General features: G+C 70.4%; 21 protein-coding genes and 2 pseudogenes. 14 read left to right on the top strand and 9 right to left on the bottom strand.

Annotated elements, in window-relative coordinates; all coding sequences use genetic code 11:
- Window positions 1–16 precede the first annotated feature (16 nt).
- On the top strand, window positions 17–394 hold the full coding sequence (locus ACFY2B_RS08615) for a VOC family protein (protein WP_390762406.1): 378 nt from the start codon (window positions 17–19) through the stop codon (window positions 392–394).
- Between the two features lie 39 nt (window positions 395–433).
- On the opposite strand, the gene ACFY2B_RS08610 is transcribed toward ACFY2B_RS08615, so the two are convergent.
- The 3 genes and pseudogenes from ACFY2B_RS08610 to ACFY2B_RS08600 all read right to left on the bottom strand — a co-directional run bounded on the left by ACFY2B_RS08610 (window position 434) and on the right by ACFY2B_RS08600 (window position 1632).
- Window positions 434–619, bottom strand: coding sequence for a DUF397 domain-containing protein (locus tag ACFY2B_RS08610; RefSeq protein ID WP_390762649.1), 186 nt, complete (start codon window positions 617–619; stop codon window positions 434–436).
- Between the two features lie 12 nt (window positions 620–631).
- A pseudogene (locus tag ACFY2B_RS08605) lies at window positions 632–787 on the bottom strand (DUF397 domain-containing protein); the annotation flags it as partial.
- Between the two features lie 8 nt (window positions 788–795).
- Complete coding sequence (locus tag ACFY2B_RS08600; protein WP_390762405.1) at window positions 796–1632, bottom strand: helix-turn-helix domain-containing protein; 837 nt, start codon at window positions 1630–1632, stop codon at window positions 796–798.
- A gap of 237 nt (window positions 1633–1869) precedes the next feature.
- On the opposite strand from ACFY2B_RS08600, the gene ACFY2B_RS08595 reads away from it, so the two are divergent.
- Entirely contained in the window at window positions 1870–2283 is a 414-nt protein-coding gene (locus ACFY2B_RS08595) for an ATP-binding protein (RefSeq protein ID WP_390762404.1), read from the top strand.
- Between the two features lie 142 nt (window positions 2284–2425).
- Window positions 2426–3322 (top strand): hypothetical protein, encoded by an 897-nt coding sequence (locus tag ACFY2B_RS08590; protein WP_390762403.1) that lies wholly within the window; start codon window positions 2426–2428, stop codon window positions 3320–3322.
- Window positions 3323–3420: 98 nt separating this feature from the next.
- Here ACFY2B_RS08590 and ACFY2B_RS08585 read toward each other — a convergent pair whose 3' ends face one another.
- The gene (locus tag ACFY2B_RS08585) at window positions 3421–4395 is read right to left on the bottom strand and encodes a hypothetical protein (RefSeq protein WP_390762402.1); all 975 of its coding nucleotides are present in this window, start codon (window positions 4393–4395) and stop codon (window positions 3421–3423) included.
- A 204-nt stretch (window positions 4396–4599) separates the two neighbouring features.
- Here ACFY2B_RS08585 and ACFY2B_RS08580 point away from each other — a divergent pair.
- Window positions 4600–5268, top strand: a pseudogene (locus tag ACFY2B_RS08580) (hypothetical protein); the annotation flags it as partial.
- A 217-nt stretch (window positions 5269–5485) separates the two neighbouring features.
- Here the strand turns inward: ACFY2B_RS08580 and ACFY2B_RS08575 are convergent.
- Window positions 5486–6553, bottom strand: a complete 1068-nt coding sequence (locus tag ACFY2B_RS08575) for a hypothetical protein (RefSeq protein ID WP_390762401.1) — start codon at window positions 6551–6553, stop codon at window positions 5486–5488.
- A gap of 518 nt (window positions 6554–7071) precedes the next feature.
- Between ACFY2B_RS08575 and ACFY2B_RS08570 the strand changes: the two genes are divergently transcribed.
- The 5 genes from ACFY2B_RS08570 to rbsD all read left to right on the top strand — a co-directional run bounded on the left by ACFY2B_RS08570 (window position 7072) and on the right by rbsD (window position 13127).
- The gene (locus ACFY2B_RS08570; RefSeq protein WP_390762400.1) at window positions 7072–8259 is read left to right on the top strand and encodes a substrate-binding domain-containing protein; all 1188 of its coding nucleotides are present in this window, start codon (window positions 7072–7074) and stop codon (window positions 8257–8259) included.
- The gene (locus ACFY2B_RS08565) at window positions 8256–9809 is read left to right on the top strand and encodes a sugar ABC transporter ATP-binding protein (protein WP_390762399.1); all 1554 of its coding nucleotides are present in this window, start codon (window positions 8256–8258) and stop codon (window positions 9807–9809) included. Before ACFY2B_RS08570 ends, ACFY2B_RS08565 begins: the two co-directional genes overlap by 4 nt.
- Window positions 9799–11757, top strand: a complete 1959-nt coding sequence (locus ACFY2B_RS08560; protein ID WP_390762398.1) for a substrate-binding domain-containing protein — start codon at window positions 9799–9801, stop codon at window positions 11755–11757. Before ACFY2B_RS08565 ends, ACFY2B_RS08560 begins: the two co-directional genes overlap by 11 nt.
- A 72-nt stretch (window positions 11758–11829) precedes the next feature.
- Window positions 11830–12741 carry a ribokinase gene (locus ACFY2B_RS08555; RefSeq protein ID WP_390762397.1) on the top strand — a complete coding sequence of 304 codons (912 nt, stop codon included), beginning with the start codon at window positions 11830–11832 and terminating at the stop codon, window positions 12739–12741.
- Window positions 12738–13127: a D-ribose pyranase gene (rbsD, locus tag ACFY2B_RS08550; protein ID WP_390762396.1), complete on the top strand. Its 390-nt coding sequence runs from the start codon at window positions 12738–12740 to the stop codon at window positions 13125–13127. Before ACFY2B_RS08555 ends, rbsD begins: the two co-directional genes overlap by 4 nt.
- Before the next feature lie 175 nt (window positions 13128–13302).
- On the opposite strand, the gene ACFY2B_RS08545 is transcribed toward rbsD, so the two are convergent.
- From ACFY2B_RS08545 to ACFY2B_RS08535, 3 genes are read right to left on the bottom strand one after another with little or no spacing between them, the layout of a single operon-like run.
- Window positions 13303–14103 (bottom strand): sugar phosphate isomerase/epimerase family protein, encoded by an 801-nt coding sequence (locus tag ACFY2B_RS08545; RefSeq protein ID WP_390762648.1) that lies wholly within the window; start codon window positions 14101–14103, stop codon window positions 13303–13305.
- A gap of 32 nt (window positions 14104–14135) precedes the next feature.
- Window positions 14136–15305 carry a dihydrodipicolinate synthase family protein gene (locus tag ACFY2B_RS08540; RefSeq protein ID WP_390762395.1) on the bottom strand — a complete coding sequence of 390 codons (1170 nt, stop codon included), beginning with the start codon at window positions 15303–15305 and terminating at the stop codon, window positions 14136–14138.
- The gene (locus ACFY2B_RS08535) at window positions 15302–16462 is read right to left on the bottom strand and encodes a Gfo/Idh/MocA family protein (protein WP_390762394.1); all 1161 of its coding nucleotides are present in this window, start codon (window positions 16460–16462) and stop codon (window positions 15302–15304) included. Before ACFY2B_RS08535 ends, ACFY2B_RS08540 begins: the two co-directional genes overlap by 4 nt.
- 378 nt (window positions 16463–16840) lie before the next feature.
- Here ACFY2B_RS08535 and ACFY2B_RS08530 point away from each other — a divergent pair, with 378 nt between their 5' ends.
- Both ACFY2B_RS08530 and ACFY2B_RS08525 read left to right on the top strand, forming a co-directional pair.
- Complete coding sequence (locus ACFY2B_RS08530; RefSeq protein ID WP_390762393.1) at window positions 16841–17887, top strand: LacI family DNA-binding transcriptional regulator; 1047 nt, start codon at window positions 16841–16843, stop codon at window positions 17885–17887.
- 102 nt (window positions 17888–17989) lie between these two features.
- Window positions 17990–18898, top strand: coding sequence for a helix-turn-helix transcriptional regulator (locus ACFY2B_RS08525; protein ID WP_390762392.1), 909 nt, complete (start codon window positions 17990–17992; stop codon window positions 18896–18898).
- A gap of 156 nt (window positions 18899–19054) precedes the next feature.
- Here ACFY2B_RS08525 and ACFY2B_RS08520 read toward each other — a convergent pair whose 3' ends face one another.
- Complete coding sequence (locus tag ACFY2B_RS08520) at window positions 19055–20482, bottom strand: alkaline phosphatase family protein (RefSeq protein WP_390762391.1); 1428 nt, start codon at window positions 20480–20482, stop codon at window positions 19055–19057.
- Between the two features lie 305 nt (window positions 20483–20787).
- Between ACFY2B_RS08520 and ACFY2B_RS08515 the strand changes: the two genes are divergently transcribed.
- The 3 genes from ACFY2B_RS08515 (at window position 20788) to ACFY2B_RS08505 (ending at window position 24657) form a co-directional block, all read left to right on the top strand.
- Window positions 20788–21774 (top strand): GNAT family N-acetyltransferase, encoded by a 987-nt coding sequence (locus ACFY2B_RS08515; protein ID WP_390762390.1) that lies wholly within the window; start codon window positions 20788–20790, stop codon window positions 21772–21774.
- Between the two features lie 18 nt (window positions 21775–21792).
- A complete protein-coding gene (locus ACFY2B_RS08510) occupies window positions 21793–22590 on the top strand; it encodes a sugar phosphate isomerase/epimerase family protein (RefSeq protein ID WP_390762389.1) in 798 nt (265 codons plus the stop codon).
- Window positions 22591–22830: 240 nt separating this feature from the next.
- On the top strand, window positions 22831–24657 hold the full coding sequence (locus tag ACFY2B_RS08505; protein ID WP_390762388.1) for a glycoside hydrolase family 3 protein: 1827 nt from the start codon (window positions 22831–22833) through the stop codon (window positions 24655–24657).
- The last annotated feature ends 19 nt before the right edge of the window (window positions 24658–24676 follow it).

The following is a 24676-nucleotide window of genomic DNA, read 5'->3' as shown; positions in this document are numbered from 1 at the left end:
TCTATGGGAGACAGACATGGCCATTTTGAAGACATACGCACGCCTGTGGACCGACGACCTCGACCAGGCGCTGCCCCTCTTGCAGCAGCTCACCGGCGAGCAGCCCCACCTGCGACTGGCCTTCGAGTCGGTCGGCCTCGCCGCCATCGGCGACTTTCTGGTGATCGCGGGGCCGGCCGAGGAACGCGCGAAGTACGACCACGCCACCGCCACGGTCGTCGTCGAGGACCTCGACGCCCTCCAGGCGACCCTGAAGTCCGCGGACGCCACGATCACGACCCCCGCGACCGCGGGCCCGACCGGACGTTTCCTGTACGCCCGCCACGCCGACGGAGCGGGTGTCGAGTACGTGCAGTGGAACGACGAACTGGTCAGCAAGATCATCCGTGCATGAGCCGCCGTCCGGCGCGCCGGCCCCCGCCGCGGACCGAGGTCAGCGGCGGGGGTTCTTCTTGAGTGCTTCGAGGAAGGTGGTGAAGGCGTCGGGGGGGAAGGTGAGGGTGGCTCTGGCCGGCGCCTTTGAGTCGCGGACGGCGACATCAGTGGAGGAGCTTGCGATCTCCACGCACTCGTTGCCGTCGCCGGGGCCCGAGTAGGACGACTTCCGCCAGTTGTCCACCTTGAGGCCATCGACGAAGGCTATGAAGGCCACGGTCGGGAAGGCAAGGATCGCCTTGGCCGGAGCCTTGGAGTCGCGGACCGCGATATGAGCGGGCAAGTGGGCGATCTCCACGCAGTTGTTGCCGTCGTCAGGGCCCGAGTAGGACGACTTCCGCCAGTTGTCCACGGAGTACCTCACAGCTCCTTCATTAACCGGTTGATGAAGTCACGCGATCGCTCAGCGTCCAGCGATACGACCTCCACTTTACGGAAGCGCGTTCGAAAGGCGCTGAGCTGTGCTTCAGTGTCAATGAAGGCTGAGCCGTGAGGTACGTCACGCACCACTGTGTCCATCCTGGGAACAGAGCCGTCCGCATATGTCATTGCGCTCGCCGCTCCAGCGAAGCCGTCGAGGTCAAATGGGACGACACGCACGGTGACGTTGTCCGCTTCGGAAAGCTCCAGGAGTTGGAGAAGCTGATCCTTGGCGGCCTCACGGCCACTGACCCTGATGCGCAAGGCCGACTCGTGGACCACCGCCTGGTACGGGATGTCGACGCGCTGACGCCCCATTCGATGTTGGACGCGCAACTCAAGCTCATCATGGCCAAGTTCCGGCACTCTGGCGGAGAAGACCGCGCGAGCGTATTCCTCTGTTTGCAGAAGTCCCGGCACGTACAGGATCGCTACCTCACGCAGACAGTTGGCGTGGTGCTCCAATTCAGCAAGATCAAGGAACGACGTGGGAAGCAGACCCCTGTACTCCTCCCACCAGCCACGCGTTCGGTCGGTAGCCATCGCGACCAGTGCGTTGATGAACTTCAGGTCGGTGCACCCATATTGGGTCGCAACGCGCCGCAGGCGCTGCTCACTCACGCCCACAAGTCCGGATTCGATCTGGCTGATCTGGACCCGATTCACACCAAGTAACGCCGCCGCCTCGACAGCGGTGAGCCCTGCAGCTTCGCGGAGCCTGCGCAGTTCGACCCCCAGGCGCAATTGACGTGCCGTGGGTTCGCGCCTGAGGACCATCCGCCGCTCCCTGCTTCAACATGCCGACTTGGTCGACTCGTTCGGGGGTCAGATTACGCGATCGACTTGCCCGGGATTACACGTAAGCCCTACCGTCGGTGACGCGACGCACACGCTGCGAAATCACCGGGGCACCGGAAGCGCACCGCTCCGTCCTGCCATGACGGCTGCGGCAAGGCCACCACCGCTCGTCGCGGCGTTCCGAACCACCCATCGTCGAACCGGAGTTGAGCACCCATGCCCGAAAACACCGCGGAACCCTGGGAGTACTCCCTCTACATCCCGAACGACGTACGCGCCGTCACCGTCAGTCGCCGTACCCTCCGCCTGATCCTGACGATCCACGGCCTGATCGGACTGGTCGATGTCGCCGAGTTGCTGGCGACGGAGCTGGTCTCCAACGCCGTACGGCACACGAAGGGGCCCGCCGCCCTGCGCGTGCGCTGGTCGGCGGGGGTGCTGCGGATCGGCGCGTGGGACGCCGACCCCGAACCTCCGGAGCCGCCGCTCCCGTTGGACCAGCTCTCCGATCTGGAGGACGGCCGCGGGCTGGCGCTGGTCCGGGCCTGCTCGGACCTCTGGGGCTGGCAGCCGCTGACCAGACAGGGCAGCTGGGGCAAATACGTGTGGTGCGAACTGGCCGCCGCCTGAAGCGGGCGGCTCGCGCACCGAAGGGGCGCGGGGAAATGGAGAGCGGCCGGCCACGACGCCGCCGCAGACGGTAGACGGCCCCACTGCGGCCGTGCCGCCCCGGCGCCCGACTCGTTGATCACATCGTACGAAAGGAGAGCAGATGGTCGGCTCATCGCATGAAGCGCTGCACCGGATCTTCCAGAAGGACCCGGCACTGCTGACGAGGGCGTTACAGCAAGTACTGGACGTGCCGTTTCCCGAACCCCGGGAGATCGCCGCGCTGAACGTGGACCTCACCGAGATCGAACCCGTCGAACGCCGCGTGGACACCCTGCTGCGGGCCGAGACCGACGAGGGGACCTACCTCCTCGTGGTCGAATCCCAGGGCAAGGTGGACGACCGGAAGCGGGGCAGCTGGCCCTACTACCTCTCGTACTTGTTCGAGAAGTACCGCTGCGAGCCCGTGCTCATCGTCATCACCCAGAACAGCGCCACCGCCAAGTGGGCCTCACAGCCCATCAGGCTCGGCTTCCCTGGCTGGGACGTGCTGACCGTACGGCCACTCGTGCTGGGCCCGGACAACGTGCCGGTCATCGCCGACGAGCGGCAGGCCGAGCGCGACGTACCCCTTGCGGTGCTGTCGGCGATGACACACGGGCGCGGACCGCAGGCCGCCGCCATACTGGAATCCCTGGCAGCCGCCCTGCGGACCGTCGACACCGACAGCGCCGCGGTCTTCGTGCAGTTCGTCGACTCATGCCTGGTCGATCCCCAGGCGAAACAGATGTGGAGGGACCTGATGACGGCGATCCAGTACTTCTGGCGACACCCCCTGGCCGAACAAGTCCGCGAAGAAGGCCGCGAACAAGGACTGGAACAGGGCCGCGCCGAAGGCAAGGCCGAGATGGTTCTCCGCATCCTCGAATGGCGCGGCATCCCCGTCCCCGACGCCGTCCGCGAACGCGTGAGTGCCTGCACCGACCTCGACCAGCTCGAAATCTGGGCCCAGCACGCCATGCATGCCACCGACGCGGCGGAGTTGTTCACCGAGGGGTGAGCGGGTGAGCCGTCGGGTCGCCGACTCACGATGACGAGAGGCGGGGCGCGGAACCTCCGCGCCCCAGCGCTTGATCTCCACCGGACCCGGGCAGTCCGTCAACGCGTCGGGGCCTTCCCCTGCGATGGCATCTGCCCCTGCGACGGCACCTGCCACTGCTGGCCCGTCCAGCCTCGGTTTGTCGTGTGCCGGTCCGTTCCGTGCGTCCCGAACTGGCCGGCCGGGCCGAGCGGAGGCTGAGTTAGGACGGCGTGCCCGTCGACGGGGTTGTGCGGCTGACTGCTTTGGCCATAGCCCATATCGGTCGCGGCTTGGTCGAAGTTGCCGTAAGGCTGGGCCGGACCGCCTTGTATGCCGGGTCCCACCGGGTAGCTGACATCGTAGGCCGGGCCGGGGAGAACAGCCGGGACTGCCTGGTTCCCGAAACTGACCGGCATTTCGTTGAATCCTTGCGGCGGTACCTGCGGTAGGTAGTCCTGGGCAGTGGCACCGTAGAGGAATTCCTGCCAATTTGGGAAATCTTCCGCGAACTTCTGGGCTCCCTCTTCGAAGTCCGGGACGTCCCAGGGAACACTTTCTTGGTCGTGAGTCATGGCGTGACCCTGTGCATCGGCTCCCACCCAATAGCCGTACTCGGGGTTCAGGCGGGCATCGGCCAAACCCAACTGGCCGGGGGAACCGGTCGGCATCTTCTCAGCCATCGGAGTGCGAGAACTTTCTTCCTCTCGACTGTGGGAGTTACCGGTTTGGTCGTGGTCCCGGCCTCTTTCCGACCCGGCGACCCGAAGACGCCATCCATGGAAAAATTCTTCGGGTTCATAGCCGTGCTTTGCAAGCGCTTCGATCAAGTCCTTAGAGTAAGGGCGCTTCCTGCCTATTCTCAACTGGGCCCTAAGCCAGGGGTAGAAGTAAAAAGATTCGACTTTTTTACCTCTCCTTACTATTCCGCCTCCCCTCACCTTATAATCGTCCAACTCTACATTGACCCGCGGGTCCTCCGCCGTGGGCAATTTACCTTTTCCCCTCTCGTTCAGTAGCTTCGCGAGAGCTTCATCGGAAATAACTTTCGCCATGGAGGATCTCCTTCAGAGCCCGGCAATCTTCTTCCGTGATAACGGTTCCCGCCTTCCAACGGTTCACTCCGGATCACCGTCAGGCGGTCGGGATGCATTGCTGCTGGTCGCGTGTGCGGTAGGGGCGAGGGCGTCGATTCGTCAGCGGGGTTCCGTTTGCACCGTGATGCCGGTGTTTTCCGGACCACCACGGGCCCGCACCATCGGGGACGGGGCAGCTGGCCCTACTACCTCTCGTACTTGTTCGAGAAGTACCGCTGCGAGCCCGTGCTCATCGCCATCACCCAGAACAGCGCCACCGCCAAGTGGGCCTCACAGCCCATCAGGCTCGGCTTCCCCGGCTGGGACGTGCTGACCGTACGGCCACTCGTGCTGGGCCCGGACAACGTGCCGGTCATCGCCGACGAGCGGCAGGCCGAGCAGGACGTACCCCTTGCGGTGCTGTCGGCCATGCCACACGGACAGGGTCCACAAGGCGCGGCCGTAGTGGAATCCCTGGCAGCCGCCCTGCGGACCGTCGACACCGACAGCGCCGCGGTCTTCGTGCAGTTCGTCGACTCATGCCTGGTCGATCCCCAGGCGAAACAGATGTGGAGGGACCTGATGACGGCGATCCAGTACTTCTGGCGACACCCCCTGGCCGAACAAGTCCGCGAAGAAGGCCGCGAACAAGGACTGGAACAAGGACTGGAACAGGGCCGCGCCGAAGGTAAGGCCGAGATGGTTCTCCGCATCCTCGAATGGCGCGGCATCCCCGTCCCCGACGCCGTCCGCGAACGCGTGAGCGCCTGCACCGACCTCGACCAGCTCGAAGCCTGGGCCCAACGCGCCGTCCACGCCACCGACGCGGTGGAGTTGTTCACCGAGAGGTGAGCGGGTGAGCCGTCGGGTCGCCGACTCACGATGACGAAAGGCTGGGGCGCGGAACCTCCTCGCCCCAGCGCTTGAAGAAGTCGCGAGGTGCAGCAGTCCGCCGCCGAACACCTGGACCGGCTGCCGCGCGACCACCGCATCGCGGTCTGCGTCGGGGCAGAGGGCCGCCGTCAGACGACGGCCGGAACCGGATCCCCACCGGACCCAGGGCGGCCCGTCAACGCGTCGGTGCCTTCCCCTGCGATGGCACCTGCCCCTGCGACGGCATCTGCCACTGCCGGCCCGTCCAGCCTCGGTCCGTCGTGTGCTGGTCCGTTCCGTGCGTCCCGAACTGGCCGGCCGGGTCGAGCGGAGGCTGAGTTAGGACGGCGTGCCCGTCGACGGGGTTGTGTGGCTGACTGCTTTGGCCGTAGCCCATATCGGTCGGGGCTTGGTAGAAGTTGCCGTAAGGTTGGGCCGGGCCGCCTTGTGTGTCGAGTCCCACCAAGTAGCCGAAATCGTAGCCCGGGCCGGGAAGAAAAGCCGGCACCGCCTGGTCCCCGAAACCGACCGGCACTTCATTGAAGCCTTCCTGCGGCAGATAGCCCTGGACAGTGGCACCGTACGGGCTGGAAAGAACAGCCGGCACCGCCTGGTCCCCGAAACCGACCGGCACTTCATTGAAGCCCTGCTGCGATGGGTAGCCCTGGGCGATGGCACCGTAGAGGGATTCCTGCCAATTTGGGTACGCGGCGGACATTTCTGCCACGAGCTCCTGGGCTCCGACGCGGGTTTCCTCTTCGAAGTCGGGGACTTCCCAGGGAACACTTTCTTGGGCGTGGGTCATGGCGTAACCCTGTGCGCCGACTCCCACCCGATATCCGTACTCGCGGTTCAGGCTGGCATCGGCCGAGCCCGACTGGCCTTGAGAGCCGGTCGGTATCTTCTCAGCCTTCGGAGTGGGAGAATTTTTTTCCTCACGACTGCGGGAGCTACTGGTTTGGTCGCGGTCCCTGCCTTCTTTCGATGTGACCTCCCGAATGCGCCACCCACCGAGATGTTCTTCGATTTTATAGTCGTGCTTTGCAAGTGCTTCAATCAAGCCCGCAGGGTAAGGACGCATCCTCCCTGTTTGCGACTGATTGTAAAACCAGTCATGGGGCAAAAAAGATTCAACTCTTTTACCCCCCTCCGCTTTATTATCGTCTACCTCTATACTGACCCGCAGGTCTCTCTCGCGAGGCAATTTACCTTTTTCTGTCTCATTCAGCAGCTTCGTAAGAGCTTCATCGGAAATTCTCGCCATGGGGGTCTCCTTCAGCGCTCGGCAGACTTCTCCCTTGGTAACGGCTCCCACCTCCCGATGGTTCACTCCGCGTCACGGTCCGGCGACGGGATGCATTCTTGCTGGTCGCGTGTGCGGTAGGGACGAGGGCGTCGATTCGTCAGTGGGGTTCCGTTTTCACCGTGATGCCGGTGTTTTCCGGACCACCACGGGCCCGCACCATCGGGGACGGGGCCAAGGACGGGGCCGGGGCCGGCGACACGGTCCGCGCGGATGACCATGCCGTCGAGGTTCCGCTGCGTCAGTCCCGGCGCAACGCCCACGGCGGCCCCGCCTCAGCACGACCCCACCTCAGCACAGCCCCGGGTCACGATTGGGTTTCGGCCGTCCTCCGCCTCTTGCCTCCGACCCGTGTAATCGATTCCAATCCTCCGTACGTGTCGATGTAATCGATTCCACGGCGTGTTCAGGTGTGCACAGGCGTGCACAGGCGTGTTCACACGTGTCCTCAAGCGTGTCCACAAGGAGGTGGTACGGCGATGGCGAGCATCAAGGACGTCGCCGCCGAGGCGGGGGTCTCCGTCGCCACGGTGTCGCGGGTCCTGAACGACCATCCGTCGGTCAGCGCGGACGCCCGTGCGCGCGTGCTGGCCGCCGTCGACGTCCTGGGCTACCGGCCCAACGCCGTCGCCCGCTCCCTGCGCACCGACCAGACCCACACCCTCGGCCTGGTCATCAGCGACGTGCTCAACCCGTACTTCACCGAACTGGCCCGCTCCGTCGAGGAAGAGGCCCGCGCGCTCGGGTACAGCGTCATCATCGGCAACGCCGACGAACGGCCCGACCTCCAGGACCATCACGTACGGAACCTGCTGGACCGCCGGATCGACGGACTGCTCGTCTCGCCGACCGACGGCGGCTCGTCGCTGATGCTGGACGCCGTGCGGTCGGGCACGCCGATGGTCTTCGTCGACCGGTGGATCCCGGGCGTGGACGTCCCGGTGGTCCGCGCGGACGGGCAGGGCGCGATCCGGGATCTCGTCGCCCATCTGCACCGGCTCGGGCACCGGCGGCTCGCGATCATCGCGGGGCCCGCCGCCATCACGACCGGCAGCGAGCGCGTCGAGGCGTTCCGGGCGGCCATGGCCGAGTACGGGATTCCGCTGCCCGCCGCCTACATCGGCCAGGGCGACTTCAAGGCCGAGAGCGGACGGCGGGTCACCGAGGGCTTCCTGGACCTGCCCGAGCCGCCCGAGGCCGTCTTCGCCGCCGACAACCTGATGGCGCTGGGCGCGCTGGACGCCGTCCGCGCGCGCGGGCTGCGGGTGCCGGACGACCTCGCGCTGGCCGCGTTCGACGACATCCCGTGGTTCGTGCACACCGATCCGCCGGTCACCACGGTCGCCCAGCCCACGGGCGACCTGGGCCGGGCCGCCGTACGGGCGCTGGTGGACCGTATCGAGGGGCGGGCGGCCGAGTCCGTCACCCTCGCCGCCCGGCTCGTCGTGCGCCGCTCGTGCGGCGAGCCGGATCCCGCGGAACCGGTCCCCGCGCCCCGAGAGCCGTCCGCACCCCGAGAGTCGTCCGGCCGCCGGGAGCAGTCGGCCCACCGGGAGCCTGCGGCTTCCCAAGAGCCGTCAGCCTCCCGAGAGCCGTCAGCTCCCCGAGAGCCGTCGGCTCCGCGAGAGCAAGAGCCGTCCCCCGTAATGAACAGGAGCCAGTCGTGAGCAACCCGGACGAGTTGCTGCGCATCGAGGGCATTCGCAAGACCTTCCCGGGCGTGGTCGCGCTCGACAGCGTCGACTTCGACCTGCGCCGCGGCGAGGTGCACGTGCTCCTCGGTGAGAACGGCGCCGGCAAGAGCACCCTGATCAAGATGCTCTCCGGTGCCTACCGCCCCGATGCCGGGCGGATCCTGGCCGGCGGCGAGGAGGTGCGCATCCACAGTGCGCAGGACTCCGAGCGCCTCGGTATCGCCACCATCTACCAGGAGTTCAACCTGGTACCCGACCTGACGGTCGCCGAGAACATCTTCCTGGGCCGCCAGCCGCGCCGCTTCGGGATGATCGACCGGAAGAAGATGGAGGCGGACGCGGAGGTCCTGCTCGCTCGCGTGGGCCTGAACGTGTCGCCCCGCGCGCGTGTCCGTGAACTCGGTATCGCACGCCTCCAGATGGTCGAGATCGCCAAGGCGCTCAGCCTGGACGCGCGCGTGCTGATCATGGACGAGCCGACCGCCGTGCTCACCTCGGAGGAGGTCGAGAAGCTGTTCGCCATCGTGCGCGGGCTGCGCGAGGACGGCGTCGGGGTCGTGTTCATCACCCACCACCTGGAGGAGATCGCCGCGCTCGGCGACCGGGTGACCGTCATCCGGGACGGTCGGAGCGTCGGCCAGGTCCCGGCCGACACGCCCGAGAACGAGCTGGTACGGCTCATGGTGGGCCGCTCCATCGAGCAGCAGTACCCGCGGGAACGCCCCGCGACCGGCGACGCGTTGCTCACCGTGGACGGCCTCACCCGCAACGGCGTCTTCCACGACATCAGCTTCCAGGTGCACGCCGGTGAGGTCGTGGGCGTCGCGGGGCTCGTCGGGGCCGGCCGGACCGAGGTGGTCCGGGCCGTGTTCGGCGCCGACCCCTATGACAAGGGCGCCGTGCGGGTCGCCGGGGCGCCGCTGCGGCGGCACGACGTGAGCGCCGCGCTGAGCGCCGGAATCGGCCTCGTACCCGAGGACCGCAAGGGCCAGGGCCTGGTCCTTGACGCGTCCGTCGAGGAGAACCTCGGCCTGGTGACCCTGCGGACCGCGACCCGCGCCGGGCTCGTCGACCGGAAGGGGCAGCACCGGGCGTCGGAACGGATCGCCGGGCAGCTGGGCGTGCGGATGGCGGGCCTCGGCCAGCAGGTGGGCACGCTGTCGGGCGGCAACCAGCAGAAGGTCGTCATCGGCAAGTGGCTGCTCGCCGACACCAAGGTGCTCATCCTCGACGAACCGACGCGCGGCATCGACGTCGGCGCCAAGGTCGAGATCTACCAGCTCATCAACGAACTCACCGCGCAGGGCGCCGCCGTCCTCATGATCTCCAGCGATCTGCCGGAGGTCCTGGGCATGAGCGACCGGGTGCTGGTGATGGCCCAGGGCCGGATCGCGGGCGAACTCGCGGCCGGCGAGGCCACCCAGGACGCCGTGATGGCGCTCGCCGTCAGCACCCCCACCGCTTCCCCGACCGAATCCCCGACCACTCCTGTGACCGAAACGGAGGCCGCTCGTGGCCACTGACACGCTCAAGAGCCGTACGGACGCGAGCGGCGCCACGGGCAGTGGCCTGCGCCGCCTGCTGCTCGAAAACGGCGCGCTCACCGCGCTCATCGTCCTCGTCATCGTCCTGTCGGCCCTGTCCGGCGACTTCCTGACGACCGACAACTTGCTGAACATCGGCGTTCAGGCGGCCGTGACGGCGATCCTCGCCTTCGGTGTGACCTTCGTGATCGTCTCGGCGGGCATCGACCTGTCGGTCGGTTCGGTCGCCGCGCTGTCGGCCACGGTCCTCGCCTGGGGCGCCACCCAGCACGGCGTGCCGGTCGCACTCGCCGTGATCCTCGCGATCGTCACCGGCATCGTTTGCGGCCTGGTCAACGGCTTCCTGATCGCGTACGGGAAGCTGCCGCCGTTCATCGCGACGCTCGCCATGCTGTCGGTGGGCCGCGGCCTGGCCCTGGTCATCTCGCAGGGCTCCCCCATCCCCTTCCCCGCCTCGGTCTCGCACCTCGGCGACACCCTGGGCGGCTGGCTGCCCGTGCCGGTGCTGGTCATGGTCGTCATGGGGCTGATCGCGGCCTTCGTGCTCGGCCGGACGTACATCGGCCGGTCCATGTACGCGATCGGCGGCAACGAGGAGGCCGCGCGCCTGTCGGGCCTGCGTGTCAAGAAGCAGAAGCTCGCGATCTACGCCCTCTCCGGCGTCTTCGCCGCCGCCGCGGGCATCGTGCTCGCCTCCCGGCTGTCCTCCGCGCAGCCGCAGGCGGCCGACGGCTACGAGCTGGACGCCATCGCCGCGGTCGTCATCGGCGGCGCCTCGCTCGCGGGCGGCACCGGCAAGGCGTTCGGCACGCTGATCGGCGCGCTGATCCTGGCGGTGCTGCGCAACGGCCTCAACCTGCTGTCCGTGTCCGCCTTCTGGCAGCAGGTCGTGATCGGCGTCGTCATCGCGCTGGCCGTGCTGCTCGACACCGTGCGCCGCAAGGCGGGCACGGTCCCGCAGGGCGCGGGCAGCGGCGGCGGTGGCAACCGGGGCCGGCAGGCGGCGTCGTACGGTCTTGCGGCCGTGGTCACCGTGGCGATCGTCGGCGCGACCTCCTTCCTGCACAACGGGTCCTCCGGCAGCGACAACCCGAAGGTGGGCCTGTCGCTGTCCACCCTCAACAACCCGTTCTTCGTGCAGATCCGGGCGGGCGCGCAGGCCGAGGCGAAGAAGCTCGGCGTCGGCCTGACCGTCACGGACGCCCAGAACGACGCCTCGCAGCAGGCCAACCAGTTGCAGAACTTCACCAGTTCGCGGCTCGGCGCGATCATCGTCAACCCGGTGGACTCGGACGCCGCGGGCAACTCCGTGAAGGCCGCCGACCAGGCGAAGATCCCCGTGATCGCCGTCGACCGCGGCGTCAACAACGCCCGTACGGACGCCCTCGTCGCCTCCGACAACGTCACCGGCGGCGAACTCGCCGCCAGGACGATCGCCGAGAAGCTGGGCGGCTCCGGGAAGATCGTGATCCTCCAGGGGCAGGCCGGCACCTCCGCCGCCCGCGAGCGCGCCGCCGGTTTCACCGCGGGTCTCAAGGCGTACCCGGGCATCCAGGTCGTGGCCCAGCAGCCCGCCGACTTCGACCGCACCAAGGGGCTCGACGTGATGTCGAACCTGCTCCAGGCCCACCCCGACGTGCAGGGCGTCATCGCCGCCAACGACGAGATGGCCCTCGGCGCGATCAAGGCCCTGGGGTCGAAGGCCGGCCGCTCGGTCCCGGTCGTCGGCTTCGACGGCACCCCGGACGGCCTGACCGCCGTGAAGAACGGCACGCTGTACGCGTCGGTGGCGCAGCAGCCCACCCAGTTGGGGAAGATCGCGGTGGACAACGCGCTCGACGCGCTCAAGGGCAAGAAGATCGACGAGACGGTGAAGGTACCGGTGAAGGTGGTCACCAAGGACAACGTGAACGGGTTCACCGGCTGACACCCCAACCCCGTCCCTTCGCCCCCTCCTCATCCCTCTGTATCCCTCCGCACCCCACAGGGAGCCAATCCGATGTACGACTACGACCTCCTGGTCGTGGGATCGGCCAACGCCGACCTGGTGATCTCCGTCGAGCGCCGGCCGGGCGCCGGGGAGACCGTGCTCGGCTCCGACCTGGCCGTCCATCCCGGCGGCAAGGGCGCCAACCAGGCGGTCGCGGCCGCCCGCCTGGGGGCCCGTACGGCCCTGCTGGCCCGGGTCGGCGACGACGCCAACGGCCGGCTGCTGCTCGACTCGCAGCGGACGGCCGGGGTCGACACGGCGGGCGTCCTGGTGGGCGGCGCGCCCACCGGCGTCGCGCTGATCACCGTCGATCCGTCCGGCGACAACAGCATCGTGGTGTCGCCGGGTGCCAACGGCCGGCTGACCCCGGCGGACGTACGGGCCGCGGGCGGTCTGCTGCGTGCCTCCCGGGTGGTCTCGGCACAGCTGGAGATCCCGTTGGAGACGGTCGTCGAGGTGGTGCGGAACCTGGGTCCGGACAGTCGCTTCGTGCTCAACCCCTCGCCGCCCCGGCCCCTGCCCGAGGAGGTGCTGGCCGCCTGCGACCCGTTGATCGTCAACGAGCACGAGGCACAGGTGATCCTCGGCGGGGACCTGGCGGACGGGGCGGGCGGGCGGCCCGAGGACTGGGCGCGGGCCCTGCTCGCGAAGGGCCCGCGGTCGGTGGTGGTGACCCTGGGCGCCCAGGGCGCGCTGACCGCCGACGCCGACGGCGTCACCCGGGTGCCGTCGGTGAAGGTGGCCGCCGTGGACACCACGGGCGCGGGCGACGCGTTCACCGCCGCGCTGGCCTGGAAGCTGGGCGCGGGCTCCGCCCTGCCCGAGGCGGCGGCCTACGCGGCCCGGGTCGGCGCGGCGGCGGTGACGAAACAGGGCGCCCAGGAGTCGTACCCGACGGCGCCGGAGGTCGAGGCGCTGTGAAGAAGGCGGGCATCCTCAACCGCCAACTGGCCGGGGCGCTGGCCGAGTTGGGGCACGGTGACGGGGTTCTGGTGTGCGACGTCGGCCTGCCCGTCCCGCGCGGCCCGCGCCTGGTCGACCTGGCCTTCCGGGCGGGCGTGCCGTCGTTCGCCGAGGTGCTTGAGGGGCTGCTCACCGAACTCGTGGTGGAGGGCGCGACGGCGGCCGACGAGACACGGGCGGCCAATCCGGCTGCCTTCGCCCTGCTCGACGGGCACTTCCCCGGGCTGTCCCTGGTCCCGCACGAGCGGCTGAAGCAGCTCTCCGGGGACGCCCGCCTGATCGTGCGCACCGGCGAGGCCCGCCCGTATGCGAACGTGTTGCTGCGGTGCGGGGTGTTCTTCTGAGGGAGCGCTCCGCCGGGGCGGTGCGGAGTCTCCGACCCGCCCCGCGGACCCGACACCGCGCCCGGCCGCCCGGGAGCGGACCGCCGGCTCTGCGAAGCCCTCGACAGGTCGAGTCGCAGCAGCGGCCACCCGCGCCCCTGACGGGGCGCGGGTGGGTGAGGTGGCGGTCAGGGCGTCAGCCGATCACATGCTCCACGAACCGCTCCGCGGTCTCCGCCAGCACCTCCCGTCCGTCCCTCGCCCACAGCTCCTCGTTGAACAGCTCGACCTCGATGGGTCCGGTGTAGCCCGCGGCCTCCACGTATCCCCGCCACTCCCGCATGTCGATCGAGCCGTCGCCGATCTGGCCGCGGCCGTTGAGGACGCCGGCGGGGAGCGGGGTGGTCCAGTCGGCCAGCTGGAAGGTGTGGATGCGGCCGGCCGCGCCCGCGCGGGCGATCTGGGCGGGGGCCCGGTCGTCCCACCAGATGTGGTACGTGTCCACGGTCACCCCCACCTGGTGCGCGGGGAACCGCTCGGCCAGGTCCAGGGCCTGGGCGAGGGTGGAGACCACGCAGCGGTCGGACGCGAACATGGGGTGCAGGGGTTCGATGGCCAGGCGTACGCCGTGGTCCTCGGCGTACGGGGCGAGTTCCGTCAGCGCGTCCGCGATGCGTTCGCGGGCCGCCCGCAGGTCCTTCGTGCCGGGCGGCAGGCCGCCGGAGACCAGGACCAGGGTGTCCGTGCCGAGCGCGGCGGCCTCGTCGACCGCGCGGCGGTTGTCGGCCAGGGCCGCCGTCCGCTCCTCGGGATCGACGGCCGTGAGGAAACCGCCGCGGCACAGGGTCGTCACCGTCAGGCCCGCGTCACGCACCAGCTTGGCCGTGGCCTCGACGCCGTACGACTGGACCGGCTCGCGCCACAGGCCCACCCCGGGCACGCCCAACTGCCCGCACGCGGCGACCAGTTCGGGCAGGGAGAGCTGTTTGACGGTCATCTGGTTGATGGAGAAGCGGGCGAGTGCGGTGCTCACTGGTTCACCCCGTACAGCGACAGCAGGTTCTTCATGCGCGCCTCGGCCTGTTTCGGGTCCGGGAACAGGCCGAGGCCGTCGGCGAGTTCGTAGGCGCGGGCGAGGTGGGGCAGGGAGCGGGCCGACTGGAGGCCGCCGACCATCGTGAAGTGGGACTGGTGGCCCGCGAGCCAGGCCAGGAGGACCACGCCCGTCTTGTAGTAGCGGGTGGGCGCCTGGAAGAGGTGCCGGGAGAGGGCGACGGTCGGGTCCAGCAGCCGGCGGAAGCCGTCCGTGTCGCCGGTGTCGAGGACGCGTACCGCCTCGGCCGCCAGCGGGCCCAGCGGGTCGAAGATGCCGAGCAGGGCGTGGCTGAAGCCCCGTTCGTCGCCGGCGATCAGCTCGGGGTAGTTGAAGTCGTCGCCGGTGTAGCAGCGGACACCGTCGGGCAGGCGGCGGCGCAGGGCGATCTCCCGCTGGGCGTCCAGCAGGGAGACCTTGATGCCGTCGACCTTGTCGGGGTGGGCGGCGATGACCTCCAGGAAGGTGTGGGTGGCCGCGTCCAGGTCGGCGCTCCCCCAGTAGCCCTCCAGGGCCGGGTCGAACATCGGACCCAGCCAGTGCAGGATCACCGGTTCGGCGGCCTGCCGGAGCAGGTGGCCGTAGACCTCCAGATAGTCCTCCGGGCCCTTGGCCACGGCGGCCAGCGCCCGCGAGGCCATCAGGATGGCCTGCGCGCCGGACTCCTCGACGAGGGCGAGCTGCTCCTCGTAGGCGGCGCGGATCTCGTCCAGGCCGTAGGGGTGGCCGAACTCGGTGGCGGTCAGCTGGTCCGTCCCCACCCCGCAGGCGATCCGGCCGCCGGTCGCGCGCGCCTCGGCCGCGGACCGGCGGATCAGCTCGGCGGCGCCCGCCCAGTCGAGGCCCATCCCGCGCTGCGCGGTGTCCATCGCCTCGGCGACGCCCAGCCCGTGGGACCACAGATGGCGGCGGAAGGCGAGGGTGGCGTCCCAGTCGACGGCGGCGGGCGAGCCCGGGTGGACGTCGGCGTACGGGTCGGCGACGACGTGGGCCGCCGAGAGGACCGTACGGGAGGTGAAGGGGGTGCCGGGGGTGGGCGCGAGCGGCTCGGTGCGCGGTTCGTGGGTCCGCAGCACGCCGTGCGCGTCCGGGAGTCGGATGGTCACAGCGAGATCTCCGGTACGTCGAGGCGGCGGCCTTCCGCCGAGGACTTCAGGCCCAGCTCGGCGAGCTGGACGCCGCGGGCGCCGGCCAGCAGGTCCCAGTGGTAGGGGGCGTCGGCGTAGACGTGCTTCAGGAACAGCTCCCACTGGGCCTTGAAGCCGTTGTCGAACTCGCCGTTGTCGGGTACTTCCTGCCACTGGTCGCGGAAGACCTCGGTGGCCGGGATGTCCGGGTTCCACACCGGCTTGGGGGTGGCGGAGCGGTGCTGCGCGCGGCAGCGCCGCAGCCCGGCGACGGCCGATCCCTCGGTGCCGTCCACCTGGAACTCGACCAGTTCGTCGCGGTTGACGCGGACCGCCCAGGAGGAGTTGATCTGGGCGATGGCTCCGCCGTCCAGCTCGAAGATGCCGTACGCGGCGTCGTCCGCCGTGGCATCGTACGGCTTGCCGGTCTCGTCCCAGCGCTGCGGGATGTGGGTGGCGGCGAGGGCCTGTACGGAGGTGACCCGGCCGAACAGCTCGTGCAGGACGTACTCCCAGTGCGGGAACATGTCCACGACGATGCCGCCGCCGTCCTCGGCGCGGTAGTTCCAGGAGGGGCGCTGCGCGGACTGCCAGTCGCCCTCGAAGACCCAGTAGCCGAACTCGCCGCGCACGGAGAGGATGCGGCCGAAGAAACCGCCGTCGATGAGCCGCTTCAGCTTGAGCAGGCCGGGCAGGAAGATCTTGTCCTGGACGACGCCGTGCTTGATCCCCTTGGCGTGGGCGAGGCGGGCGAGTTCCAGGGCGCCGTCGAGGCCGGTGGCGGTGGGCTTCTCGGTGTAGATGTGTTTGCCGGCCGCGACCGCCTTCTTGATCGCCTCCTCGCGGGCCGAGGTGACCTGGGAGTCGAAGTAGATGTCGACCGACGGGTCGGCGAGGACCGCGTCCAGGTCGGTGAAGACACTGGCGGCGGGGTCCAGGCCGTGCCGCTCGGCGATGGCCCGCAGGGCGTGCTCGCGGCGGCCGACCAGGATCGGCTCGGGCCACAGCACGGTGCCGTCGCCGAGGTCGAGTCCGCCCTGTTCGCGCAGGGCGAGGATCGACCGGACGAGGTGCTGGCGGTAGCCCATGCGCCCGGTCACGCCGTTCATGGCGATACGCACCGTCTTGCGTGTCACGTCAGTCCCTTCGTGGGCATCCGAAGCCCTTCGTGGGCATCCGAGGCCCTTCTTCTCCTGTATGTCACGGCCGCCCCGCAGGCATGCGCCGCGCGGCACGCCGGGCGGGAACGCACGGCAGGCAGGCACGGCCACCTTAACAGCAAGCGCTTTCTATCACTGGGGAAGCTAGCCTCTGACCAGTGGTCCTTTCAAGGGGTGTGTCCATTCCGGATGAATCGAGGGGGCGAGGGTGCGAGAGGTTGGCCGTATGGTCTGCTCGGGGCCGCCCGCTCGGGATCACCCGTACCTACCGACCCATACCGATCCATACCGATCCATGACGACTTGCGACTCGAACGACTCGCACCACGAGATGCGCGACCGGAGGACGACGAGATGACGGTGACCCTGGCGGACGTGGCGGCCCGCGCGCAGGTCTCCCCCGCGACGGTGTCGCGCGTACTGAACGGCAACTACCCGGTGGCCGCCGCGACCCGGGAACGGGTGCTGCGGGCCGTGGACGAGCTGGACTACGTCCTCAACGGACCGGCGAGCGCCCTGGCCGCCGCCACTTCCGACCTGGTCGGCATCCTCGTCAACGACATCGCCGACCCCTTCTTCGGCATCATGGCCGGTGCGATCCAGGCCGAGATCGGCGGTCCTGGCGGACGCGCGGGCGGCGAACGGCTGGCGGTCGTCTGCAACACCGGTGGCTCGCCGGAGCGCGAGCTGACCTACCTGACGTTGTTGCAGCGGCAGCGGGCCGCGGCGGTGGTGCTCACCGGCGGCGCCGTGGAGGACGCCCCGCACGCGGCGGCGGTCGCGGCCAAGCTGCGCAGGCTCGCCGAGGCGGGCACCCGGGTGGTGCTGTGCGGGCGTCCGCCCGCACCGGACGCCGAGGCCGTCGCGCTGACCTTCGGCAACCGGGACGGGGCCCGCGAGCTGACCGACCACCTCATCGGTCTGGGACACCGGCGCCTCGGCTACATCGCCGGGCCGCAGGAGCGCACGACCACCCGGCACCGGCTGGAGGGCCACCGCGCGGCGCTGTCCGCGGCCGGCATCGACGCGGATCCGCAGTGGACGGTCCACGGCCGCTACGACCGCCGCTCCGGCTACGAGGCGACGAAGGAACTGCTGCGCCGGGATCCCTCGTTGACGGCGGTGGTGGCCGCGAACGACACCGTCGCGCTCGGCGCGTGCGCCGCGCTGCGGGAGTCCGGCCTGCGCATCCCGAAGGACGTCTCGGTGGTGGGCTTCGACGACCTGCCGTTCAGCGCCGACGCGGTGCCCTCCCTCACGACGGTCCGGCTCCCGCTCGCCGAGGCCGGGGCGCGCGCGGGCCGTATCGCGATGGGCCGCGAGGAACCGCCGCCCGGGAGGATCGCGACGGTGCGGGGCGAGTTGATGGTCCGGGAGTCGTCCGGGCTGCCCCGCGCCTGAAGGAAGCGCGGTGAGGGCGCCGAGCGCGGCCCCGGCCTCGCGCGGCGAGGGGGGTACTGACAGGGGCCCCCATCCGCGGCGCGGCCCGCCTACCCTGTCCGCATGGACAACCGGGACGCAGTCAGCGCATTCCTCCGCTCCCGCCGCGACCGGATCACCCCCGAGCAGGCGGGGCTGCCGACGTACGGCAAGCGGCGGGTGCCGGGGCTGCGCAGGGGTGAGGTCGCGGCGCTCGCCGGGGTGAGCGTCGAGTACTACACGCGCCTGGAGCGCGGCAGCCTCAGGGGTGTCTCCGACAGTGTGCTGGACGCCCTCGCCCAGGCCCTGCGGCTCGACGAAACCGAACGCATGTACCTCTACGACCTCGCCCGCGCCGCCGGCCCCGCGCCCGGGGCGCGGCCCCGGCAGCGGGCGGCCCGGCCATCGGTGCGGCCGAGCGTGGCGCGGATCGTCGAGGGCATGCCGGAGCTGCCGGCGTTCGTGATGAACGACCGGCTCGACGTGCTGGCCGCCAACCCGCTGGGCCGGGCCCTGTACTCCCAGATGTACGCCGACCCGGCCTGCGGGGGGAACGTCGCCCGGTTCGCGTTCCTCCACCCCGCCGCCGAGCGGTTCTACGCCGACTGGGAGCGGATGGCCCGCTTCGCCGTGGGCGCGCTGCGCGTCGGCGCGGGCAGGAATCCGCATGACCGGGAGCTGTCGAACCTGATCGGTGAGCTGTCCACCCGCAGCGACGCCTTCCGTGTCATGTGGGGCTCCCAGGACGTGCACGTCTTCCGCATGACCACGAAACGCCTCCGCCATCCGCTCGTCGGCGAGCTGGAACTGGACCAGGAGACCATGAACCTGCCCGACGAGAGCGGCCTGAGCGTCGTCGTCTACAGCGCACCGCCCGGGACCGCCTCCGCGGACGGCCTGAAGCTGCTCGCCAGCTGGTCCGCCACCGACGGGCAGGAACAGGACGCGCGCCACCCCCACTCCACGAGCACGCCCCCGCCCCCGCAGCCCTGACGGCCGGTCCGTCTGCGCGCGGCGCACGCCGCCGCCCCGGCCCACGGCGGCGGCGTGCGCCTCGGCCGGGGCCCGGCGGCCGTGCGGCCCAGCGGCCGTGCGCGGCCCGCCCGCCGCACTGCGTGCGGGGGGAAGCAGGCGGGCCGCGGCCCGGGGCTACACGTGCGGCCTGCTGCCCTGCTCCTGCTGCGGGAAGCTCTGGTTCGCGCCCGGCAGCGTCGGCTTCGGCAGCGTCGCCACCTCTTCCTTCGCCTTCTCCAGCTGCGCCGCCGTGTCGTCCGGCAGCCCGGGTGCCTGCGGGCCTGCGTCCTGGAAGCGGAACGCGCTGGTGAGGTCGCCGAAGGTGGACCGGCGCCAGGCGCTGATGTTCGGCTCCGCGACCCCCGTGAAACGCTCCAGGAACCGCAGCGACGAGGTGTGGTCGAAGGGCTCCGAGGCCACCCAGCCGCCCATCGTCCAGGGGGAGATGATGATCGCGGGGACCCGGAAGCCGCCGCCGATGGGCAGGCCGCCGATGAACTCCTCCTTCGTGCCGGCGGGCGGTGTGGGCGGCGGCACGTGGTCGAACAGGCCGTCGTTCTCGTCGTAGTTGAGGATGAAGGCGGTCTTGCGCCACACGTCCGGGTTCGCGGCGATGGCCTCGATCTTCGACGCCACGAAGTCGGCGCCGGCCGCGGGCAGGTAATCGGGGTGCTCGGACTGGGCGCTGGTCGGAATGATCCAGCTCACGGCCGGCAGACGGTCGCCTCGGGCGTCGTCCTCGAACGTGCCCTCCGGCTGTGGCCGCACGCCCCGCTCGTAGAGGTCGGAGCCGGGCTTGGCGTTCTTAAAGGCGGCGAACTGCTCCAGCAGGTTGCAGCCGTAGTCGTCGCTCTGCTGGTAGACCTTCCAGCTGACGCCCGCGGCCTGGAGGCGCTCGGCGTACGTCGTCCAGCGGTACGGCGACGGCGCGCTGTTGCTGGTGATGGGGCCGCCGTGGGTGCCGGCCGGGTCGATCGAACCGGTCATCCACATCAGCCGGTTCGGCCAGGTCGGGCCGAACACCGAGCAGAAGTAGGCGTCGCAGAGGGTGAAGGTCTCGGCGAGCGCGAACTGGAACGGGATGTCGTCGCGGGTGTAGTAGCCCATGACGTAGGGGCCGTTGACGCCGTCGGCCTTGCGGTGGGCCGGCAGCCACTGGTCCATCTTGCCGTTGTTCCACGCCTGGTGCTGCACCGACCAGGCATGGCTGGTGGACGGGATGGCCTGGGCACTCGACGCGTGGGTGTCGAGGTGGAAGGGGAGCAGGTACCCCTTCGGGTTCACGGTGTCGGGCTGGTAGAAGACGGAACGTCCGGTGCCGAGCTGGAGCGCCTGCGGGTCGGCGAAGCCGCGGACGCCGGAGAGGGTGCCGAAGTAGTGGTCGAACGACCGGTTCTCCTGCATGAGCATGACGACATGTTCGATGTCGCTCAGCGAACCGCCCTCCGGCGGCCCGGCCGCGACGGCCTTCTGGACGCTCGGCGGAAGCAGCGAGAGTGCCGCGGCACCGCCCAGCGCTCCGGCTGCCGAACCCAGGAGCCTACGGCGAGTCAACTCGGCCATGGTGTCCCCTTCATGAGAGATCCTGTGGGCCGGCCACAGGTCCGTCGCCCACTCTTCGCGCGTCATGGCGAGGACATCAGAGGCCTGCGGTGAACAGGGCGACAACGCGCGGGAAGATGTTGGCCAAGTCATGACCCGGGTCGCCGGGTTGTCGCCGGGACGTCGCCCCGCCGTCGGAAAGCGCGGGGGACGTCGGCCCGTCCGCTGGACGGCGGTCCGGCGCGGACGTACGCTCGAACCACACCATCTCTGACTGAGTCAGAGATTTTTCGACCGGATCATCCATCGGACACCGAGGCCGCCTCATGACCGTCCAGGACTTCCGCGCCTTCAACCGCTTCTACACGAACGTCATCGGCGCCCTCGACTACGGCCGCCACCTGTACGCCCCGTACACCCTCACCGAGTCCCGCATCCTGTACGAGCTGGCCAACTCCCGCCGTACGGACGCGGCCGACCTCCGTGCCGAGCTGTCCCTCGACGCGGGCTACCTGAGCCGGATCCTGAACAAGTTCGAGCAGGGTGGGCTGATCGAGCGCGCCCCCTCCGAGAAGGATCCCCGGCGGCGGCGCGTCGGCCTCACCCCGCGCGGGCGCGAGACGGCCGCGCTGCTGGACGAGCGGGCGCGGGAGGCCGTCGGCTCGCTGCTCGGCGCCGTGCGCCCCGGGGACCGGTCCCGTCTCGCGGAGGCCATGCACACCATCCGCAGCATCCTCGGGGACGGCCGGGCCGCGAGCCCCGGGGACCGCGAGGACGCCGACGACGTGGTCCTGCGGGAGCCCGGCCCCGGCGACCTCGGCTGGATCGTGCAGCGCAACGCCGCCCTGTACGCCGCCGAGTACGGGTGGAACGCGGACTACGAAGGTCTGGTCGCCCGCATCGTCGCCGACTTCGCGCAGGACCACGACCCGCACCTGGAACGGGTGTGGATCGCCGAACTGCCCGGGGCCTTCGGCCAGGACGAGGCGGACGGCGGGCGGGGGCGGCCCGTGGGGTGCGTGATGTGCGTACGGGACGAGGCCCCGGCGACCGCCCGGCTGCGGCTCCTCCTCGTGGAGCCGGGAGCGCGCGGGCTCGGCGTCGGAGACCGGCTGGTCGGCGCCGTCGTCGACTTCGCGCGCGGGGTCGGCTACCGGGACCTGGTGCTGTGGACCAACGACGTGCTCGGCGCCGCCCGGCGCATCTACCAGCGGCACGGTTTCGTCCTGGTCGCCGAGAAGCCGCACCGCTCCTTCGGCCAGGACCTGGTCGGGCAGGACTGGCGGCTCGATCTGCGCGCGACGGGCGAGTGACGAGTAGGGTCCATCGTCATGAAGCTCGCGTTCTCCACCCTCGGCGTCCCCGGACTGCCGGTATCTGAGGTACTGGCCCTCGCGACGGCGCACGGCTACCACGGCGTCGAACTGCGCGCCCATCCGGAGGAGCCGGTCCATCCGGGCCTCGGGCCCGCCGAACGTGCGGACGTGGCCGCCGCGTTCAAGGCGGCCGGGATCGAGGTGCTGGGCCTGGCCGGGTACCCGCGGGTCGCCGCGCCCGGCGCCGACGAGCCGGTGCTCGCCGAACTCCAGCACCTCCTCGAACTCGCCCATGACGTCGGCGCGCCGTACGTCCGGGTCTTCCCCGGCGGGGGCGACCAGCCCGCGGCGGACGCCGACGCGGCGGCCGTCCGGCGGCTCGCCCGCGCCGCCGAGCGGGCGTCCTCGCTGGGCGTCCGCATCCTCCTGGAGACCCATGACTCGCACCGCACCGGAGCCGACGCGGCCCGGGTGCTCGGTGCGGTGGACGACCGTCAGGTCGGGTCGCTGTGGGACGTGATGCACACCTGGCTGGGCGGTGAACAGCCCTCGGAGACCTACGCCGCGCTCGCCCCCTACCTCGGCTACGTCCAGGTCAAGGACGTCGCCTCGGCCGAGGACACCACCCCGCTGCCGCTCGGTGCCGGTGTGCTGCCGCTGACCGAGTGCGTGGACGTACTGTGCCGGGACGGCTGGGACGGCTGGCTGTGCTGGGAGTACGAGAAGCGGTGGTACGAAGCCGCCGCCCCGCTGCCGGACCTGCTGGGCGCGGGCCGCGAACACCTCGTACGACTGCTGAGCGAGGCGGCGTAGCCCCACGGCGCGCCCCTTCTGCCGGGCAGTGCTGCGTCCGTTCGGAGTCGGTGCCGGTGCCGGTGCCGGTGCCGGTGCCGGGCCGGCGCGGTCATGGTCCGGTGGTGGGGGGCGCTGGCGCGCCGGGTGGTGTGTGCTCCCTTGACTGGCAGAAACTTCCCGGATATTGGTGACACCTCGGAAGTTTCCTTCAGCCGATCACCACGCATCTCCACGGATCCCCCTCCGGAAGGAGCGCACGTGCCCGACACGAGCCCGGGAAACACCGCCCGCCCCTCCAGACGTACCGTCCTCGCCGCGACCGCGGGTGTCACGGCCGCGCTCACCGTCGGCGGGAGAGCGCACGCCGACTCCGGTCCCAGCGACAGACGGCTGCGCGCCCTCATCTCCCGGATGACCCTGGAGGAGAAGGTCGGCCAGCTCTTCGTCATGCGGGTGTACGGGCATTCGGCCACCGCCCCCGACCAGGCCGACATCGACGCCAACCTGAACGAGATCGGTGTACGGACCGCCGCCGAGCTGATCGCCAAGTACCGCGTCGGCGGCATCATCTACTTCACCTGGGCGCACAACACCAGGGACCCGCGCCAGATCGCGGAGCTGTCCAACGGCATCCAGCGGGCCTCCCTCGACCAGCCCCGCGGGCTGCCCGTCATCATCGCCACCGACCAGGAGCACGGCGCCGTCTGCCGGATCGGCAAGCCCGCCACCCTCTTCCCGGGTGCGATGGCGCTCGGCGCGGGCGGCTCCCGTGCCGACGCCCGCACCCTGGGCCGGATCTCGGGCGAAGAACTGCGCGCGATGGGCGTCAACCAGGACTACTCCCCCGACGCCGACGTGAACGTCAACCCGGCCAACCCGGTCATCGGCGTACGGTCCTTCGGGGCCGACCCGGACGCCGTCGCCGCGCTGGTGGCAGCCGAGGTGACGGGATATCAGTCGGCCGGGGTCGCGGCGACCACCAAGCACTTCCCCGGGCACGGGGACACCGCCGTCGACAGCCACTACGGCTTCCCCGTGATCACCCACAGCCGGGACCAGTGGGAGGAGCTGGACGCGGTCCCCTTCCGGGCCGCGATCAGGGCCGGCATCGATTCGATCATGACCGCGCACATCCAGTTCCCGGCCCTCGACGACTCGGGCGACCCGGCCACCCTCTCCCGGCCCATCCTCACCGGCATCCTGCGCGGCGAACTGGCCTACGACGGGGTCGTGGTGACCGACTCCCTCGGCATGGAGGGCGTGCGGACCAAGTACGGCGACGACCGGGTGCCGGTGCTCGCGCTCCAGGCGGGCGTCGACCAGCTGCTCAACCCGCCGACGCTCGACGTGGCCTGGAACGCCGTCCTGAACGCCGTGCGCGAGGGCGAACTGACCGAGGCACGGCTCGACGAGTCGATCCTGCGCATCCTGCGGCTCAAGGCCCGGCTGGGCCTGTTCGACGACCCGTACGCCGACGCCGAGCGGGTCGGCCGCACCGTCGGCACGGCCGCGCATCTGGCCACCGCCGACCGGATCGCCGAGCGGACGACGACCCTGCTGGTCAACGAGGGCGGCGTGCTCCCGCTGTCCCACCGGACGCAGCGCAGGGTCCTGGTGGTGGGCGCCGATCCGGCCTCCCCGTCCGGTACGACCGGCCCGCCCACCGGCGTCCTGGCCGCCGCCCTCACCGAACTGGGCTTCACGGCCACCGCGCTCTCCACCGGCACGGACCCCTCCGCCGACGCCGTCACCCGGACGGTGGCCGCCGCGCGGGACGCGGACGCGGTGGTCGTGGCGACGTACAACGTCTCGGCGACGAGTACCCAGAAGTCCCTCGTCGCGCAGTTGCTCGCCACCGGGAGGCCGGTGGTGGCCGTCGCCGTGCGCAATCCGTACGACGTCGCCCAACTGCCCTCCGTACCGGCCTGCCTGGCGACCTACTCGTGGACCGACGTCGAACTGCGCGCCGCCGCCCGGGTCATCGCCGGACGGGTCGCGCCCCGAGGCAGGCTGCCGGTGCCGGTACAGCGGGCGGACGACCCGGCCCGGGTGCTGTATCCGATCGGGCACGGGCTGACGTACTAGGCGCTCCGCCGCGGCGGCG

This window comes from Streptomyces sp. NPDC001270 (assembly GCF_042896695.1).
GTDB lineage: Bacteria > Actinomycetota > Actinomycetes > Streptomycetales > Streptomycetaceae > Streptomyces.
This window is presented reverse-complemented; position numbering and strand designations above follow the sequence as displayed.